12 protein-coding genes and 2 riboswitches are annotated in these 16,597 nt (G+C 42.3%); of the genes, 6 read left to right on the top strand and 6 right to left on the bottom strand.

The features are described from left to right. Positions 1–5: 5 nt before the first annotated feature. Positions 6–1,139, bottom strand: coding sequence for a glycine cleavage system aminomethyltransferase GcvT (gcvT, locus tag RT084_RS08660; RefSeq protein ID WP_313099281.1), 1,134 nt, complete (start codon positions 1,137–1,139; stop codon positions 6–8). A 139-nt stretch (positions 1,140–1,278) separates the two neighbouring features. Continuing rightward, positions 1,279–1,418: riboswitch (glycine riboswitch) on the bottom strand. 29 nt (positions 1,419–1,447) lie between these two features. After that, a riboswitch (glycine riboswitch) is annotated at positions 1,448–1,564 on the bottom strand. A 443-nt stretch (positions 1,565–2,007) separates the two neighbouring features. On the opposite strand from gcvT, the gene RT084_RS08655 reads away from it, so the two are divergent. After that, entirely contained in the window at positions 2,008–2,460 is a 453-nt protein-coding gene (locus RT084_RS08655) for a hypothetical protein (RefSeq protein WP_312384196.1), read from the top strand. Between the two features lie 94 nt (positions 2,461–2,554). Beyond that, on the top strand, positions 2,555–3,538 hold the full coding sequence (ruvB, locus tag RT084_RS08650) for a Holliday junction branch migration DNA helicase RuvB (protein WP_007115934.1): 984 nt from the start codon (positions 2,555–2,557) through the stop codon (positions 3,536–3,538). A 76-nt stretch (positions 3,539–3,614) separates the two neighbouring features. On the opposite strand, the gene RT084_RS08645 is transcribed toward ruvB, so the two are convergent. After that, complete coding sequence (locus RT084_RS08645; RefSeq protein ID WP_313099276.1) at positions 3,615–7,979, bottom strand: beta strand repeat-containing protein; 4,365 nt, start codon at positions 7,977–7,979, stop codon at positions 3,615–3,617. Between the two features lie 345 nt (positions 7,980–8,324). On the opposite strand from RT084_RS08645, the gene RT084_RS08640 reads away from it, so the two are divergent. The 3 genes from RT084_RS08640 (at position 8,325) to rnt (ending at position 11,990) form a co-directional block, all read left to right on the top strand. Beyond that, positions 8,325–9,944, top strand: a complete 1,620-nt coding sequence (locus RT084_RS08640; protein WP_313099274.1) for a hypothetical protein — start codon at positions 8,325–8,327, stop codon at positions 9,942–9,944. Positions 9,945–10,134: 190 nt separating this feature from the next. Beyond that, positions 10,135–11,217 carry a dihydroorotase gene (gene pyrC / locus RT084_RS08635; protein ID WP_313099271.1) on the top strand — a complete coding sequence of 361 codons (1,083 nt, stop codon included), beginning with the start codon at positions 10,135–10,137 and terminating at the stop codon, positions 11,215–11,217. Positions 11,218–11,261: 44 nt separating this feature from the next. Beyond that, positions 11,262–11,990, top strand: coding sequence for a ribonuclease T (rnt, locus tag RT084_RS08630; RefSeq protein WP_284034270.1), 729 nt, complete (start codon positions 11,262–11,264; stop codon positions 11,988–11,990). 66 nt (positions 11,991–12,056) lie between these two features. Here the strand turns inward: rnt and RT084_RS08625 are convergent, their stop codons facing one another. From RT084_RS08625 to RT084_RS08610, 4 genes are all read right to left on the bottom strand, one after another. Continuing rightward, positions 12,057–13,256, bottom strand: a complete 1,200-nt coding sequence (locus RT084_RS08625; RefSeq protein WP_313099266.1) for an SEL1-like repeat protein — start codon at positions 13,254–13,256, stop codon at positions 12,057–12,059. Between the two features lie 173 nt (positions 13,257–13,429). Beyond that, positions 13,430–14,059: a 3-oxoacid CoA-transferase subunit B gene (locus RT084_RS08620; protein ID WP_007114899.1), complete on the bottom strand. Its 630-nt coding sequence runs from the start codon at positions 14,057–14,059 to the stop codon at positions 13,430–13,432. A gap of 17 nt (positions 14,060–14,076) precedes the next feature. Further along, positions 14,077–14,784 carry a CoA transferase subunit A gene (locus RT084_RS08615; RefSeq protein ID WP_007114900.1) on the bottom strand — a complete coding sequence of 236 codons (708 nt, stop codon included), beginning with the start codon at positions 14,782–14,784 and terminating at the stop codon, positions 14,077–14,079. Between the two features lie 279 nt (positions 14,785–15,063). Beyond that, positions 15,064–15,699, bottom strand: coding sequence for an FxsA family protein (locus RT084_RS08610; RefSeq protein ID WP_313099262.1), 636 nt, complete (start codon positions 15,697–15,699; stop codon positions 15,064–15,066). 248 nt (positions 15,700–15,947) lie between these two features. Here RT084_RS08610 and ruvC point away from each other — a divergent pair, with 248 nt between their 5' ends. Beyond that, positions 15,948–16,547 carry a crossover junction endodeoxyribonuclease RuvC gene (ruvC, locus tag RT084_RS08605; protein WP_313099259.1) on the top strand — a complete coding sequence of 200 codons (600 nt, stop codon included), beginning with the start codon at positions 15,948–15,950 and terminating at the stop codon, positions 16,545–16,547. Positions 16,548–16,597: the final 50 nt, after the last annotated feature.

Here is a 16,597-nt window from a genome sequence, read left to right as displayed (position 1 = left end):
AAATCCTAGTTGAATTGTTTGTTGCCATTTCTAACAAACGGTAACGAAATGATACGTACTGGCGTCGGTGTGCCCCGCAAATCAACGGTGGCTGCTGTATCCGTCGTCTTTGGAATACGGGCAATCGCAATCGATTGTTTTAGGCTTGGGCTAAAAGTGCCGCTAGTGATTACCCCAGTTTTGCCATTGTCTAGCGTGACCGTCATGCCTTCACGCAGTACCCCACGTGACTCTAGCACTAAGCCTACTTGCATGACGTCATTACCCCCAGCAATCGCTTGGTCTTGTTTGGCTTGCATAGCCTCACGACCCACGAAATTCCGATCATCTTTTACCGCTAACGTCCATGCCATACCGCATTCATACGGATTGATGGTTTCATCCATCTCATGGCCATACAAATTCATACCCGCTTCAAGACGTAATGTATCACGAGCACCTAAGCCTGCTGGAGCGATGCCATGGTCTTTGAGTAAGGTAAAAAATGCTGAGGCTTGCGCTTGTGGCAAAATGACTTCAACGCCATCTTCACCCGTATAACCGGTACGCGCCACAAACCAATCTGCGCCTTCAATGTCGGTCAAATCTTTGCCCACAAACGGTTTTAGCACAGCTAGGCTATCTGCCCAATTTGGTTTGGCTTGGCTTAGTTTGTGCAGGGCATTGGGACCTTGCACTGCAAGCATAGCAAGTTCTGGGCGCTCGGTAATGGTGACGGCAAAGTCTTTGGCGATTTTGTCAAACTGTGCCAAATCTTTATCACGGGTGGCAGCATTTGAGACGATGCGATACTCGGTCTCTGCATCGTTCATCCGGTAAACGATTAAGTCATCAATCACGCCGCCGTTCTCGTTTAGCATGGCAGAATAAAGCGCTTTACCGACAAATTTGAGTTTGGCGACATCATTGGCAAGCAGTTTTTGCAGCCAAGCTTTGGCGTCTTTACCGGCGATGTCAGTCACCACCATATGTGACACGTCAAACATACCCGCATCGGTACGCACGGCGTCATGTTCTTGAATCTGTGAGCCATAATGGATAGGCAATTCCCAACCAGAGAAGTCAACGATTTTGCCGTTGCTATCGATGTGGGATTGATAAAAAGGGGTGCGGTTTAAAGGCTTGTCTGTGGCTGACATGGCAAATCCTTGAGTGGGTAAAATCAAATAACGGTTTGATGGTTTATTTGGTGTTTTAATAGCGTCGGATAAAACGCTAAAGCCAAACATCGCACATCAATAGAGCACTAAAACTAATCCAACCTGATGTCGGTAGCTATCAGCCCTATCTGTCCTGTTACCTGAGATTTTCAATCGGCTTATCAATTTCTTGTAATATAGCTTATAGTACAGATAGACAAGTCAATCTTTTCCCCTTCGGTGGTATTGCAAAGCAATACACTCTCCAGATTTGTTATATTTTGATGCAGTGCATAACACTGCCAAAAATTACGATTCCAGTCCTTTTACCTGAGCGATTATAGGGTCTTTACGCCTTCGGTGATGGTTTTGGTATTTCATAATTTGATGAAAAACAAAACAACATTCTCTCCTGAAATCTTCGGTTATTATGCTGGGTTTTTAACTTTTTGACAAGCAAATTTGCACAGATTTTATGACCGCCTGATGTTTTGGCAAGACTGCATTATGAGCATTATTGTGTTATAGCAAATAAAGCCAAAAGCAAGTATGATTAAAGCCACTGATGAACATGAAACTTTAAGTAGTCAAATAAAGTTAAAGTGTTTAAATAAAGTGCTTAAATAATTTTTTTGGTTCTAGGTTAAATTTTTGCGTGCTGACCCCATTAAAAGCACAATAATTTAGCCTTTAACATTTTGAATATCTTTGAATATTAACCCCAAATACCAAAAGTTGTTAAAAGTTACTATAAAGGTCAGTGCTAACCTCGCTGAGTGAAAATTGGCTGATTGAGAACTGGTAGATGAGTTGGGTTGTTAGCTTATAAAGATGGCATGATAAAAGGAATAAAATAACGATGGACTTCATGAATATTTCGTTGGTAGGCATTTTAACCAGTCTAGCCATGGGCGGTACGTTGCCCGATGATAGCAAAACCCAACAGCAAGTGGCGCAAGTGTCGACGCATATTTTGCCAAATATCGCAGGACAGTGGCAGCTGCGACTTGATAAAACCGACGCTGCGCAGCCAAGTTGCCAAGAGCGGTATAATTTTGGGCGCGATCAGCAGTTTATCGGTTCAAGCGGTCAGGAGTTTACGTACGGCAAATATTTGTACGCTGACACAGGGGATGGTTTGCCTGCACTAGCGATTCAGACCCAATATGATAACAATGCAACAGACTGTTCCGGCAATCGCGTTGACCAGACCGGCGATATTTTGGTTGCTTATGTCAAACAACAAGGTGAGCAAATGCAGTGGTGCAAGGATAGTAAAGGCACCCGATGTGATATGACATTGTACCGTGTGTTGCCCTAAATTTTTTTACTTTTTCTCTCTACATCCCATAGCACTTGCAAGATTTGCCAGTGCTATTATCCTCTTTAAAACTTGCAACTAGTGTCAAATACTTATGATTCCACCTTTTTCAAGTGCCAATTCGCAGCAACGTCTGATTAGTCCGATGGGGCGTTCAGAAGACCAAAATGACAATAATATTCGTCCAGCGTTACTCGCTGAATATATCGGTCAGCCTGTGGTCAAAGAACAAATGGGCGTGTTTATCAACGCGGCATTATCGAGAAAAGAAGCGCTCGACCATACCTTAATATTTGGACCGCCTGGACTGGGTAAAACCACACTCGCCAACATTATCGCCCGTGAGATGGGCGGTAATCTGCGCTCAACGTCTGGTCCTGTGCTTGAACGCGCGGGTGATTTGGCAGCGATGCTGACCAATCTAGAGCCGGGTGATGTGCTGTTTATTGATGAGATTCACCGTTTAAGTCCGATGATTGAAGAAATCTTGTATCCTGCGATGGAAGATTTTCAGCTTGATATTATGATTGGCGAAGGACCTGCCGCCCGTTCTATCAAGCTTGATTTACCGCCTTTTACTTTGGTGGCTGCGACCACGCGAGCAGGTTTGTTGACCTCGCCACTGCGGGATAGATTCGGGATTGTACAGCGATTGGAGTTTTATAATGTGGCGGACTTAACGACCATTGTCACAAGATCGGCTGGATTGCTTAACGTGCCTATGACCAAAGAAGGGGCAGTCGAAGTCGCTAGACGTTCGCGCGGTACACCGCGTATTGCCAATCGGTTGCTACGCCGCGTACGCGACTATGCCCAAGTTAAAGGCGATGGCACCGTCACCGCTGAAATTGCCCATAGCGCACTCGATATGCTGGCAGTTGATAAACGCGGGCTTGATAATCTTGATAGACGTTATCTTGAGATGCTAGAAGAGCGTTTTAATGGCGGACCTGCGGGGGTTGAGTCAATCGCAGCCGCACTCGCTGAAGATAGAGGCACGCTTGAAGATGTGATTGAGCCGTATCTGATTCAGCAAGGTTATATCGTACGCACCGCACGTGGGCGGATGTTGACTTAGTCTTTTGAATTTTTGCAAATAAAAATAAAAACCCCTTACATTGTGTAAGGGGTTTTCGCATTAGGTGGCAAATAAATTATGGTAATGGCGCTACACATTTTCCATCGTTGTTAATTTTAATGACATTGGCATACGCAAATGGACTTTTCCAATTTGGTCTAATAGTAAAGTCTGTAACGTCAGAAACAAGTACAGGGAATTCAATTCTTTGTAATTGGTTTCTCGATTCTGTGCCGTCCACCTTAGTTGACACTGTCAGTTTGGCAGTAAACCAGCTTGCTGTATCTTTTGGATAACGTAATTTGAAATCTAATTTACCAGTGTTATCAGTAACTAGTGTTGCAGTACCATCACCACTGAGGGCAACTGGTGTACCATCACGACTAAGCAGCGTTACAGGATTAAATGGATCTAACTTACCATTGTTATTGACATCCTCAGAGATATCTAATATACCATTGTTATTGATGTCTTCAGATTGGCAAGTAATCTCATCTAAGTTAGTGGCATATCTTAGTGATGTTGTATCAATTTTCATTAAGCTACTATCAGTAAAGTTGCGATAATACTGAAGAGCCCAATATTGAGTACCACTGCTATTCGTGAGAACCGTAAATTCACCACCTCTATAATAATCTGGTGATATAGCGATAGAAACAGGTTGATTTACTGCAGGTTTACCAAGGCTATTTACCACATAGAGCGAGCCATCTTTAAAATAATAGACTGGATCATTTAAGGTGGTATCTAATTTGTCAGCTAGGCTTACACCGATATAAGAAGCTTGGTTTTGCACTGTCAAACTCGTATCTGTTGTTTGTGGACCTACATCTGCATTAGTGTTACCAATACGAACATTTTTTACCGTAGAACGTATGGTCACACCGTTTGTTTGTGTCGGAATTTTGCCAGAAAAATAACTGATAGTCGCAAGTCCACTATCATCCGTTAGAGCATAGCTACTGCTAATTCTACCGCCTGATGCATCTTTAATTAATGAGAACTCAACAATTGCATTTCTAATCGGTCTATCATCACCATCTTTAACGGTTGCGGTAATTTTTGCTTCGCCATTCGTGTTGACAATACTGATATTTGGATTTAGGAATAGTTTACGTACATCTTTAGAGATGAATGTAACATTATCCGTTTTTAATTCAATAGCCTTATCTGTTTCAAATTTGATAGTTGCACTACCAGCCACATTAGAATTAATGGTTAATTGAGCTTTCCAATCACCAGCAGAATCAATAATAACAGGAACAGCAATACGAGTCCCCGTTTGTGTTCCCTGAATTAATGTACCTTTAGTCGTTGAAACATATATTACAGGGCTTACAGCATTATTAAAATTAGCTGAAGTGATAATAGCCTTTGGTACATTTAATGTAACAGCATGTGAATCAGTAACTGATACCTCGTTGTTAATAGCTTCATCACCTTTAATAACACTAGTAGTATTGTAGACAACCATTGCAATATTGGCTGAGTTAACTTTGGTTAATGTATAGATATCATTAAAGACTTGATAAGTAGATAAAGCAGTATCACGAACACGTAAAGAAAGGTTTAACTTGCCATTATTGTCAGTTGAACCTAATTCAGAGACGATTTTATTTAATGTATACTGACCTACTGTATCAGTACTAATGGTTGCTAAAACTGTCGATGGATCAGCGCTATTAAATAACTCAAGTTCTGTATTTGCAATTGGTGTTTCAACACCATTCACTACTTGCCCAGTTACTAATTTGCCACTGAGTATCACAGTTTCACTGTCATTTACAGAAGTTTTAGATGCCGTAGGATTGCTGACTTTTGTACCTGTTATTTTAAATACTAGCTCTTGTTCTTGTTGTTTATAAACACCGTCATTGACGATGACTTTAATTTTACCTGTATGGTCGAGTTTTGATGCTAGACCAATATCAGATTGTACTAAGTCAACAATAACTAACCCATTTGCATCTGTGGTAAGCTGAGAGGTTTTGTTAAATGATAATCCTTTATCGATACCATCAACCATTTGTAGCTGAACAGGAATACCTGCTTTGATACCACCATTAACGTCAGTCACTCTTATCGTTAAGGTTGAAGAATCATTAGCTGTAGTCAAAGTCTGTTTTGATGGACTAACAAATAGCTTGTAGGCTTCAGTATTGGCATTGCTTGTTGCGCTGCGGACGGTAGTAGTACCCACAGACACACCAGATTGGGCAGTGACGACTAAACCATTTTGTAAAGCAGTCGTTGCCTTGGCAAGTTCTTTGATTTCAACTTCAATGGTTGCTTCACCATTGGCGTTGGTATTGACAACTGCACCTGTGTTATTGACCAAGCCAGAATCCGTTGGGACTTTGAAGCTGACTTGCGCATTTGGCACGACAGCCCCATTTTTATCCATCGCAAGTGCTGTGACTTTGACTTTTGAGCCAAAAGCCAATTGAATTGCTGAATCACTGGTTAATAGTAATGTATTGACGCTATTTGCCGTAATGGCTCCTTGGGTTCTTAAGGTTACCGTTGAGCTAGTGATAGCACCGGCAGTTGCTTTAAATGATAGACCACTAGTTTGTAGATAATATTTTTGATCTGGGGTAAGCGCACCGACTTTGAAGGTTAATACCGCTTCACCATTGGCATCGGTGGTTGCCTGAAGAGGGGTGGTATTAGTTATACCCGTTGCAGTTGCCGAATCCAATAGCGTAAAGCTGACAGGCATGTTCGCTAAGCTAACGTTATTTGTATCTCTTACTTGCGCGGTTACATTGATGGTGTCGCCAGTGTTGGTTGTCAATGTGTCCTTGTCTGTAACTAAATTAACTTTAGCGATATCTGCAACAGTTGCTACTTTAATAGATTTTAAAGTAACGGCAGTAGCGGTCTTAGCGTTTGAAGATGCATTTACCGTAAAGCCTTCAGCTAGTTTAGCTTTTTGGGCTGTGGTCAAAGAAGCGTTGACAGCAAAAGTCATCACTGCTTGGCCTGAACCATTCGTATTAGGAGAAGAACTGGCTATGGTTAGTCCATAATCAGCGAGTGTGGGATAACTAAATGCGACAGGTGCATTGCTAACAGGTCTGCCATCTTTACCAAGCGTTGTTGCGGTTATACTAAACTGAGCGTTAGGCGCTAAAGAGATTGTATCAACGCTCGGGGTTAAGCTAATTGAGTTTACTAAACTTTCAGCTGTTTCATTTTTAGCCGTCAAGCTTGCTTGGGCAAATTTACCATTAGAAGATGCATTAACGGTGAAGCCTTCGATTAATTTAGCTTTTTGAGCAGTAGTCAGTGAGTTTACTGTGAAAGTAACAGTAGCTTGACCAGATCCATTCGTAGTTGCCGAAGAATTTGCTACCGTCAGTCCGTATTCTGCAAGTGTTGGATAAGTGAAGGCAATAGGCGCATTACCAATAGGTTTGTTGTCTTTATCATTAGTCGTTACAGTTAATGTGAATGTTGAACCAGTAGTTAAGGGAATAGAGTCCACATTAGGGGTTAGAATAATAGAGTTAACTAAGCTTTCAGCGGTAACCGAACCACTATTGGTATCAAGGTTATCAACACCTTTAAAGGTTGGTCTATTTGACGCTTTTAAATCAATATCTCTATCAATAAAGGCATCAACTTGGAAACCATTTTTTAGATCTTCTCTTTTATCTAAAGACATGACTTGCAAAGTAATTGTAGCAATACCTCTATCATCAGTATTTACAGTAGAGCCAGAAAGATTATAAATACCTAGACTTGGTAAATTTGATAAATCAAAAGTAACAGGTACATTTTTTAAAGCGCCGCCTTTACTGTCAGCGACAAATGCACTTACTGTAATTTGCGTACCTACCTCAAGTTTGAAGTTTGCATTGGAGGGAGAAAGCATAAGTGAACGGGCATCGTTAATAACATTAGTTATTTCAGTAGATATAGAGGGTGCAGCACCAGTTAAGCTAATTGTTCCATTCGTAATGGCTTGCTTGGTATTGGTTGGTTTCACACTAATTGAAAGTTTATCACTGTTTGCTTTTAAATAAGCGGTTGCTTTTGCCAAATCTTTAATTTGCAGTTCAATCGCTGCTTCACCATTGGCATTGGTGGTAATAGGTGTTGGTGTAATGACATAGATTCCGCTTGTCGCTGGGTCTGGAATGGTTGCATCGACAATTACACCTTCTACAGGTTTACCACTTTTTAACGCATTAGCAATAATTGTAAACTTTTCGTCTTGTTTAAGAATGAAAGTATCAAAAGATTTGGTGATAGTGATACTATCAACATCTTTAACATTAGTAGTGGGAGTTGTGGTACCCCCATTACTTTGACCTGGATTCGAAGGCGGCGGCAATGTATCATTACCGCCACCACCGCCACAACCAGCGAGGGCAAGTGCGGTCGTCAATGCCGAGAGTTGAAAGGACTTGATTAGGTTGGTAGAGATAGCCATAAAGTTATCCTAGAGAAAGTAAGTAAGGCTGCTAAATAAATCGATAGAGATAAATAGAATCAGAAAAAATTACCAATTTCTCGATGAGCAGAAAATGTTACGTGATTGATGCTAAAATATAATTTTTGATGTTGTCTACTTTACTAAGTTTGCACAAAAGTTACAACAAATTCTAATCATAATTTGATGAATTTAATCGAATTGAAATGGTAAGGTATCAACAAGATTTCTAAATTTAACGCTATTTTTTTAGAGGGCGTATAAAGAAGTTGCCCTGCATCTATGATATTGCTAAAAACTCACTAACCACCCCAATGCCAAAAAATGTAAATTAAGTGATAAAGTATGCTGTCAAAAAATCCTTCAATGCCTTGTAATATCATTGACCATATATCGTTATATCATTTTTGGGCAAACGCTCTGCCACCATTGCTACCGCTAGTCGCAGATGAGTCACACGTATCAATTTGTTATCTAAAAAAAGTCATGCCTGAACTATTAAAAGTCGTGCTTTATCAGTTATCGGCAAAAATTCAGCAAAATCCGTCATTAATCCATCAAAATTTGCCGCAGGTAACAGATAAAAATAGTTTTATTCCCGAATTATTCACGACTTTAGTTACAAAAAATTTCCCTGAAAACGGCATCAACTTTGTAACCTTAAAACAACTGTCTAAAAATAGCCCATCGATTTTTGAGCAGTTGTTTGATGATGAAACCCAAAAAACCATGATTGCGGGCGTGCTACTGGAAAAAACCCATCTGCCCTTAGATAACCTGTTAACTATTTGGCAAACCATCACTGCATTGGCGGTGATAAATTTGGCAGATATGATAAGCTCACTACAAAACACCATAGACTTAGCGCAGATTACCGAGTGGCTTGCGATGCAGCCGGTTTTTTTCCTGTTACCACAAGATACGGGGCTGATGAATGCAGTAAATTTTAAACGTGCTGTCAGTTTTCAAGCAATACAACAACAGCAATTAAAATGGTCAAAAATTCAAAATGTTGCGGACTTGCCTGCCTATCAACAGCATATTGTCCAGCAAATGGCTATTTATAAAGCGTCCAATTTTTTTAACATTGCGCCAATGACCATCCCGCAGGCTCACTTCAATCAACAGGTGATTTCAAAAGGCAATCGGCAAATAAACAAAGCGGTGACGGCAAACACACAAACAGCCCTTTCAGCCAGCAGTATTTTTGCCAAAACGCAAGTTCGCAAACCCAGTCATTGGATAGATAAGCTACAAAAAAATTGGATTGCGACCGCCACCGTATTATCTGTCACCGTTTTTGGCGGGGCAGGCGCGTTGGTGAGCGTCAAAGATAAGCCCGCCGCCACCCAACCCTCAGCAAAAATGTCAGTGGCACATCCGGTTTATCACGATGTGGCGATAGTAAAAGTCGCCTCTGTAGCGGCTAAGACTAATCCGATTACAATGACTGAGCGTGGCAAAAAAGCAGCTATCTCTGAACTACAAGAGAATAATAAACCACGAGATAATCACAAATCACAAGATAATAAGCATTCAGCGCAAGCTGAAAAAGCACGAGATACGAAAAAATCCGACACAAAGCAGCCTAACAAAGAGCGCAAAAAAACAACTAGCCCTGATTTTGGCAATGACTCTAACCTTGATTCTAGCCCTAACTCTAGAAATAATGCTAAAACAGATAACAAAAAAGCTAACTTAATGACCAAAGGCGACAAGAAACCCTCTGAAAAAGCTGCTAGCGCCAGCAAAAAATCAGCTGCTAACGATAAAACTGTAAAACAAAAATCGCCACAAAAAGCGCAGAAAGCCTCATCAACAACAACCGCCACTGACAAAAAATCCGCTAAAAAGCCTGACAAAAAAGCAAATAACACGATGGATAATAAGGCAGATGACAAAGCGAATAACAAAGTAAACAATAACGCGAATAAAAAACCTAGCAATAAATCCAAAACCCATTAATACCGGCATAAAAACTAACTGGCATAAAAACGACATAAACTGACGTATTATTTGTCAGATTACTTGGCTTACGAATATTTTCATGTCGTTTTTTGCCTAAAACTGCTATGATGCACAAGTTTTTCAACGCTTCAGTTATCGGTTTTTGACGTTGTTTTTTAAGGCACTCTCAAAACTGTTCGAGGAAATCATGAGCGCAGCGACTGCATCTATCAATACTTTTACTATTACTGCCCCTGATGACTGGCATATTCATTTACGGGACGGGCAGGCGCTTGCCACGACGGTGCCACATGCTGCGGCCAATTTTCGCCGCGCCATTTGTATGCCAAATTTGGTGCCGCCCGTCAAAACAGCCGCTGATGCTATCGCTTATCGTGAGCGTATTTTGGCGCAAGTGCCCAATGACAGTATTTCTCAGCAATTTGAGCCATTGATGACGCTTTATTTAACCGAGTCACTGACGGCAGCAGACATCGAAACCGCCGTTGATTCAGGGGTAGTAAAAGCAGTCAAGTTATATCCTGCAGGTGCGACCACCAATTCTGCGGATGGGGTGAGCCATATCAATCATTGCACCGATGTATTTGCCAAGATGGAAGCGTTGGGTTTGCCGCTGTTGGTTCATGGCGAAGTGACGCACCATCATATTGATATTTTCGACCGTGAAAAACGCTTTATTGATGAAGTGATGGTCAATCTCATTGATAAATTTCCAAAATTAAAAATCGTCTTTGAGCATATCACCACCAGTGATGCCGCTGACTTTGTGTTGTCACAGGGCAAAAATGTCGCAGCGACGATTACCCCGCAGCATTTACTGTTTAATCGTAATCACCTGCTGGTGGGCGGGATTAAACCGCATTTTTATTGCTTGCCGATTTTAAAACGCCAAAGTCACCAAAAAGTATTACTTGATGTGGCAACCAGTGGTAATCCCAAATTCTTTATTGGCACTGACTCTGCGCCCCATGCGACGCATACCAAAGAAAATGCTTGCGGTTGTGCAGGCTGTTATAGCGCATCGATTGCGCTGCCCTTGTATGCGCAAGCCTTTGACAGCGTGGGCAAACTTGATAAGTTAGAAGGCTTTACCAGTATTCACGGGGCAAAATTTTATGGCTTACCTATCAATAGTGATAAAGTGACCTTGGTGCGTGAAGCCTGGCAAGTCCCCGAGCATTATCCTTATCTTGACGGTAAAGATTTGACCCCGCTGATGGCTGGGCAAACGCTGGACTGGAAAGTGATGCCATTTAATTTAGCCGTATGATTGTTCACCCTTTATTTTTCTGTTTTTTTTCCGCAAGGTAACGTATGACCGCCACAACTGAACCCATGACTATTGCCAACCGTTTTCGCAATTACTTGCCCGTGGTGGTGGATGTAGAGACAGCAGGGTTCAATCCAAAAACCGATGCCTTGCTTGAGATTGCCTGTATTCCAATTTTGATGGATGATACCGGGCGTTTTTACCCAGGTGAGGCGGTCAATGCCCATATTGAGCCGTTTGAAGGGGCAAATCTTGAAGCGCGTGCCCTGCAATTCACCGGCATTAATCCCCACAGCCCGATGCGAAAAGCCATTGCCGAAGATGAAAAAACCGCCATTCGCCGTATTTTTAAATATTTAAAAACGGTGCGTCAATCGACCCAATGTACCAAATGTATTTTGGTGGGGCATAATGCGCATTTTGACCTGAGCTTTTTAAATGCTTTAATTGAGCGTACCAATAGCAAAAATCAAAGCCAATTTCACCAGTTCTCCGTGTTAGATACCGTCACCTTATCCGCGCTTGCGTTTGGGCAAACGGTACTGGCGAGAGCGTGCAAACTCGCTGGACTAGAATTTGATGGTAATGAAGCGCATTCTGCCTTATATGACACCCAAAAAACGGCTGAATTGTTTTGTTATATCTTAAACAATTATCCGCTGCTGACGCCAAACTTAGCGAGCGATGAGCCTAATGATGAGGAGCGTGATGAGCGTCAGGATAGCGATGATGAGGGTGCACTAGTGTCATCTGATGACCCAAATGATGGCTAAATTTTTTGGTAGTGATTTGGATGTTTAATCTTGTTTAATCCCAAATCACGTCATTCATCCAAATCTTTAAACTTTAACTGCTACAAATATCAGTATCATTAACACAATCAGCGCCGCAGTTGCAAGCACCATTTTTTTGCCATAGCTAGTATCTTCGCGTTGGGTTTGCTTGAGTAATGACAGGGTGGCAATACCTTGCGAAATTCGCATGGCGTCAGGGTGACCATGTGCCGCAGCCAGCTCTAGCCAGTATTTGCCCATCTCGCTATCTTGCTCGACCCCATGTCCTGCATAGTAGAGTTTACTGAGTAATTTCTCTGCCCGATTGTCATGTTGTGAGGCTGCTTGTTGCAACAGTAGCAAGGCTTGTTGGGAGTTTTGAGAAATCTTGAGTAAGTGATTGCCTTCAAATAGCCACAGCGCTCGACGCAGCAATGCATCAGCAAGACCATTCTCGGCAAATTCATCAATTATTTGTACGGCTTTTGCCAAATTATCTGCTAATATAGTATTTTCGACTACATTGTCTTCAAGTACACTATTTTCTAATACATTATTTTCTAATAAATTGCCACTTGATTGCGCTGTTTGAATCAGCGCAACCGCTTTTTCATACATTGCTCGGCTTTGTTCTGCTATGTCTGAATCAAGCCATTGAATGGTCTGCAAATCCTGTGCAAGCTCGCCAAAAATCGCATGTTTGTTGACCACTGCCTGTGATTCGGCAATGGATTTGCGCTGATTGAGCAGTCCTTCATGCAGTGTGGGATTGAGTAGTGCGGCTTCAACTTCTGCCCTGTAGCGCGCGATTTCCTGTGCTTGGCGTTGCTGTTCTTGTTGTTGTTTTTGCTGTTCAATTTGTTTGGCTTGGGCTCTTGCTTGCGCAATGACTTGGCGATTTGAGCGTGTTTTTGATGGGATTTTGCTGGTTAGCGATTGAGAAGTAAGGGGGTTGTTGAGCGAAGTGGGCGCCGCCGATGACGCAGTTTGTTGAGCCACGCGTAAAGATTTATCAGTAGCAGGGGTGACATTTTCTGTTACTGCTTCATGATCATTCGGCATAACCATGATATTGGGTGCATCAATCACCGGGGTGATTTGCATCACTGTTTGGCTAAAATCTGGCACCTCGGTAAAGTCAAACCGATAAATTTGCGGCAATACCACGCCGTCATCGGCTGCCATCTCATTGGGATATTTACGATCAATCAGCGGATTGTCTTCATCGGTGACAAATTGGGAATGAGAGAAGCGAGATGCAATCATGGTGTTGGATAAATGTTGATAGTGATGTCATTATAGAGGACAAATCACCGAAAGTAAAAAAGCCAAAACCATAAAAAAGGACAGCGTCACTGTCCTTTATTATTGTCTTTTTTCACTGCCCTGTTAATGGCAATTTAACGCTGACTTGTGACAGCGCTGTTATTTTGCAGGTGTTATTGGGCAATGGTTACGGGCGTTTTTGATTGTAATTCTTCAAACGTGACACCGTCTGCCAGCTCAACCAGTTTTAGACCGTTATCGGTCACATCCATGATGGCCAAATCAGAGATGATACGATTCACCACTTTTTTGCCTGTCAGGGGTAACGTACATTCAGCCAATACTTTTGGCTCACCATGTTTGTTGGTATGTTCCATCAATACAATGACGCGTTGAACGCCTGCGACCAAGTCCATCGCGCCGCCCATGCCTTTAACCATCTTGCCAGGAATCATCCAGTTGGCAAGATCGCCATTGTCTGAAACTTCCATTGCCCCTAAGATGGCAAGGTTGACTTTGCCGCCACGAATCATGGCAAATGATTGTGAGCTTGAAAAAAAGCTCGCACCGGTCGCTGTGGTGACGGTCTGTTTACCGGCATTGATTAAATCTGGGTCAACTTTATCGGGTGTTGGGAATTCATCAATCCCAAGCAGCCCATTTTCTGATTGTAGCCAAACGTTGACGCCTTCTGGAATATAGTTCGCCACTAAGGTCGGTAAACCGATGCCTAGATTGACATAAAAGCCGTCCTGTAGTTCTTTTGCGGCTCTTTGTGCCATTTGTTCACGAGTCCATGCCATGGTAATCTCCTTATATCCTAGTTTGTCTGTTCTTTGGTGGTCACTTTTTCGATGCGTTTTTCTGGGTTGGCATTGACTACGATGCGATGCACATAAATACCCGGCAAATGAATTTGGTCGGGATCTAGCTCGCCAGTTTCCACCAATTGCTCAACTTCAACAATGGTGACTTTACCTGCAGTGGCGACATCTGGGTTAAAGTTACGCGCCGTTTTGTTAAACATCAAGTTGCCTGCTTTATCGGCTTTTTGGGCTTTGACCAGTGCCACATCAGCGACTAATGAGCGCTCAAGGATATATTGACGACCGTCGAATTCACGCTCTTCTTTACCTTCAGCAATTTGGGTGCCTACGCCAGTTGCGGTAAAAAACGCAGGGATACCCGCACCCCCGGCACGCAGTTTTTCTGCCAGTGTCCCTTGTGGGGTCAATTCCACTTCCAATTCACCCGATAAAAACTGACGTTCAAATTCTTTGTTTTCACCCACATACGACGCAATCATTTTTTTGACTTGGCGAGTCTCTAGCAATAATCCCAAACCAAAGCCATCGACACCAGCGTTATTGCTGATACAGGTCAAATCTTTAACGCCGCTATCTCGCAAGGCTTCAATTAAAGCTTCGGGAATACCACACAGACCAAAACCACCCACCGCAATCGTTTGTCCATCTTTGATGACGCCTTCAAGTGCCGCAGCTGCGCTGTCATATACTTTGCTGGTCATACATTCACTCCTTGTCGCTAACCAATGTTGTTAATATTATTTACCAAAAATAAAAACATTTACCAAAAATAAAAATTACGCTCAAACCTAAAAATTCCAAAACGAAATAAATCGTATCGTTATAGATTTTATATAACAAATTTCGTCTTAAGTAAATCACATTGCATGAATTTTTGCAAAAAGTAAACCCAGTTTTTCGCAAAAATAGGGCATAAAAAAAGGCATACTAGGGATGCCTTAAATTTATCAATGTTTAACAGTCAATTTTTTATCCATTGTCTAGTCATCATTGGCAGAGCGGGTGATGCGTTTGGCGTTCGAGTTGACCGTTTTGGCTTGTCCGTCAATGGTCGTGCCAAATTTACCGCCATTGTTATTTTTGCTACCAAAGCCCCCAAATGGACTTTGTCCGCCCATACCGCCAAATGGATTTTGACCACCAAACGGGTTTTGTCCACCCATGCCGCCAAGACCCCCTAAGCCACCCATTTTTGAGGGATCCATACCGCCCATTTTGCTTGCCATCATTTGCATCAATTTTTCTGGGTTTTTAGTGGCATAGTCTTTGGCAAAGGCTTTAAACTTATTTTGTACCGCGGGTAATAACACAATAAGTGCCGCAATATCACTTAAAATACCTGGCAGTACCAACAAGATACCTGCCACCGCAAAAGCAATCGCTTTAACCACGGAATTTTCATTGGGACGCATGGCAGGGTTAAGCATGGCAGCTTGCGCTTGTCCAGCCATCGGTTTTAAGGTGGCTATGCCTTTTTTAATGAGTGCGGCACCCACAAAGCCAGCCACGACAAACCACAAAAACACCCACCAGCCACTGACAAATTGTGCGATTAGATACCAAACTAGCATCTCAATAATCAACCAGACAATGGCAATCCCAACTATATTTCCCATGAAAATACGATTCCTAAATTGTGAATAAACTATAAAGATATAAAGAACAAACGATGAATCATTAACCAATGCAATAATGATGGGGGTAATGCATAAAACTATCAAATAGTTTTTTGAAATTCAGCAATTTTTTCGTTAAATTTTTGATAAATGCTATAATTTGACTATATTTTTAGCTTCGACTGCATTTTTAGCAAAGTTGTTTTGTGGGTATCTTTTTTTACGAGCATGTTTTACGAGCATTTTTTATGAGTATCTTTATTGGTATTGACCCAGGCTCACGTCTGACAGGCTATGGCATCATTCGGTTGAGTGGGGATAAACTTGAACATTTGGATGCAGGTACGATTCATGCTTACAGCCAAGGGGAAACCATGCCCGAGCGGCTCAAGCGGATATTTGATGGGATTAGCCGTATCGTTGAGCATTATCAAAAATACACCAATGAACCCATGACCGCCGCCATCGAGCAAGTATTTATGGCATCAAACCCCGACACCGCGCTCAAGCTTGGGCAGGCGCGGGGTGCAGCGATTGCCGCGATGGTTGCCAAAGATTTGCAAGTAGCTGAATATACCGCACGGCAAATCAAACAAGCGGTATGTGGCTATGGCGCGGCAGACAAAGAGCAGATTCAGCTTATGGTGATGCGCTTGTTGAGCCTTGAGATACAGCCGCAAGCGGATGCGGCAGATGGCTTGGCGTGTGCGATTTGTCATGCCTATCATAGTCAGACACTGAATAAATTGCTCGGTGGCGCAGCGGTAGTCGGTGGTCAAAGCGCAGGTGGACGCTCAAAGAAAAAAGGGCGCTGGCGCTTGACCGAAGTTGATTTGGGTAATTTATAGTTAAAACCGAATTATACCAAGCAACTTTCAACACAATCCTTAAGCGTATC

It is taken from the genome of Moraxella sp. CTOTU48717, from assembly GCF_032057165.1.
Classification (GTDB): Bacteria; Pseudomonadota; Gammaproteobacteria; order Pseudomonadales; family Moraxellaceae; genus Faucicola; species Faucicola tetraodonis.
Note: the sequence above shows the minus strand (reverse complement) of the source record. Positions and strands in the feature narration are given on the sequence as shown.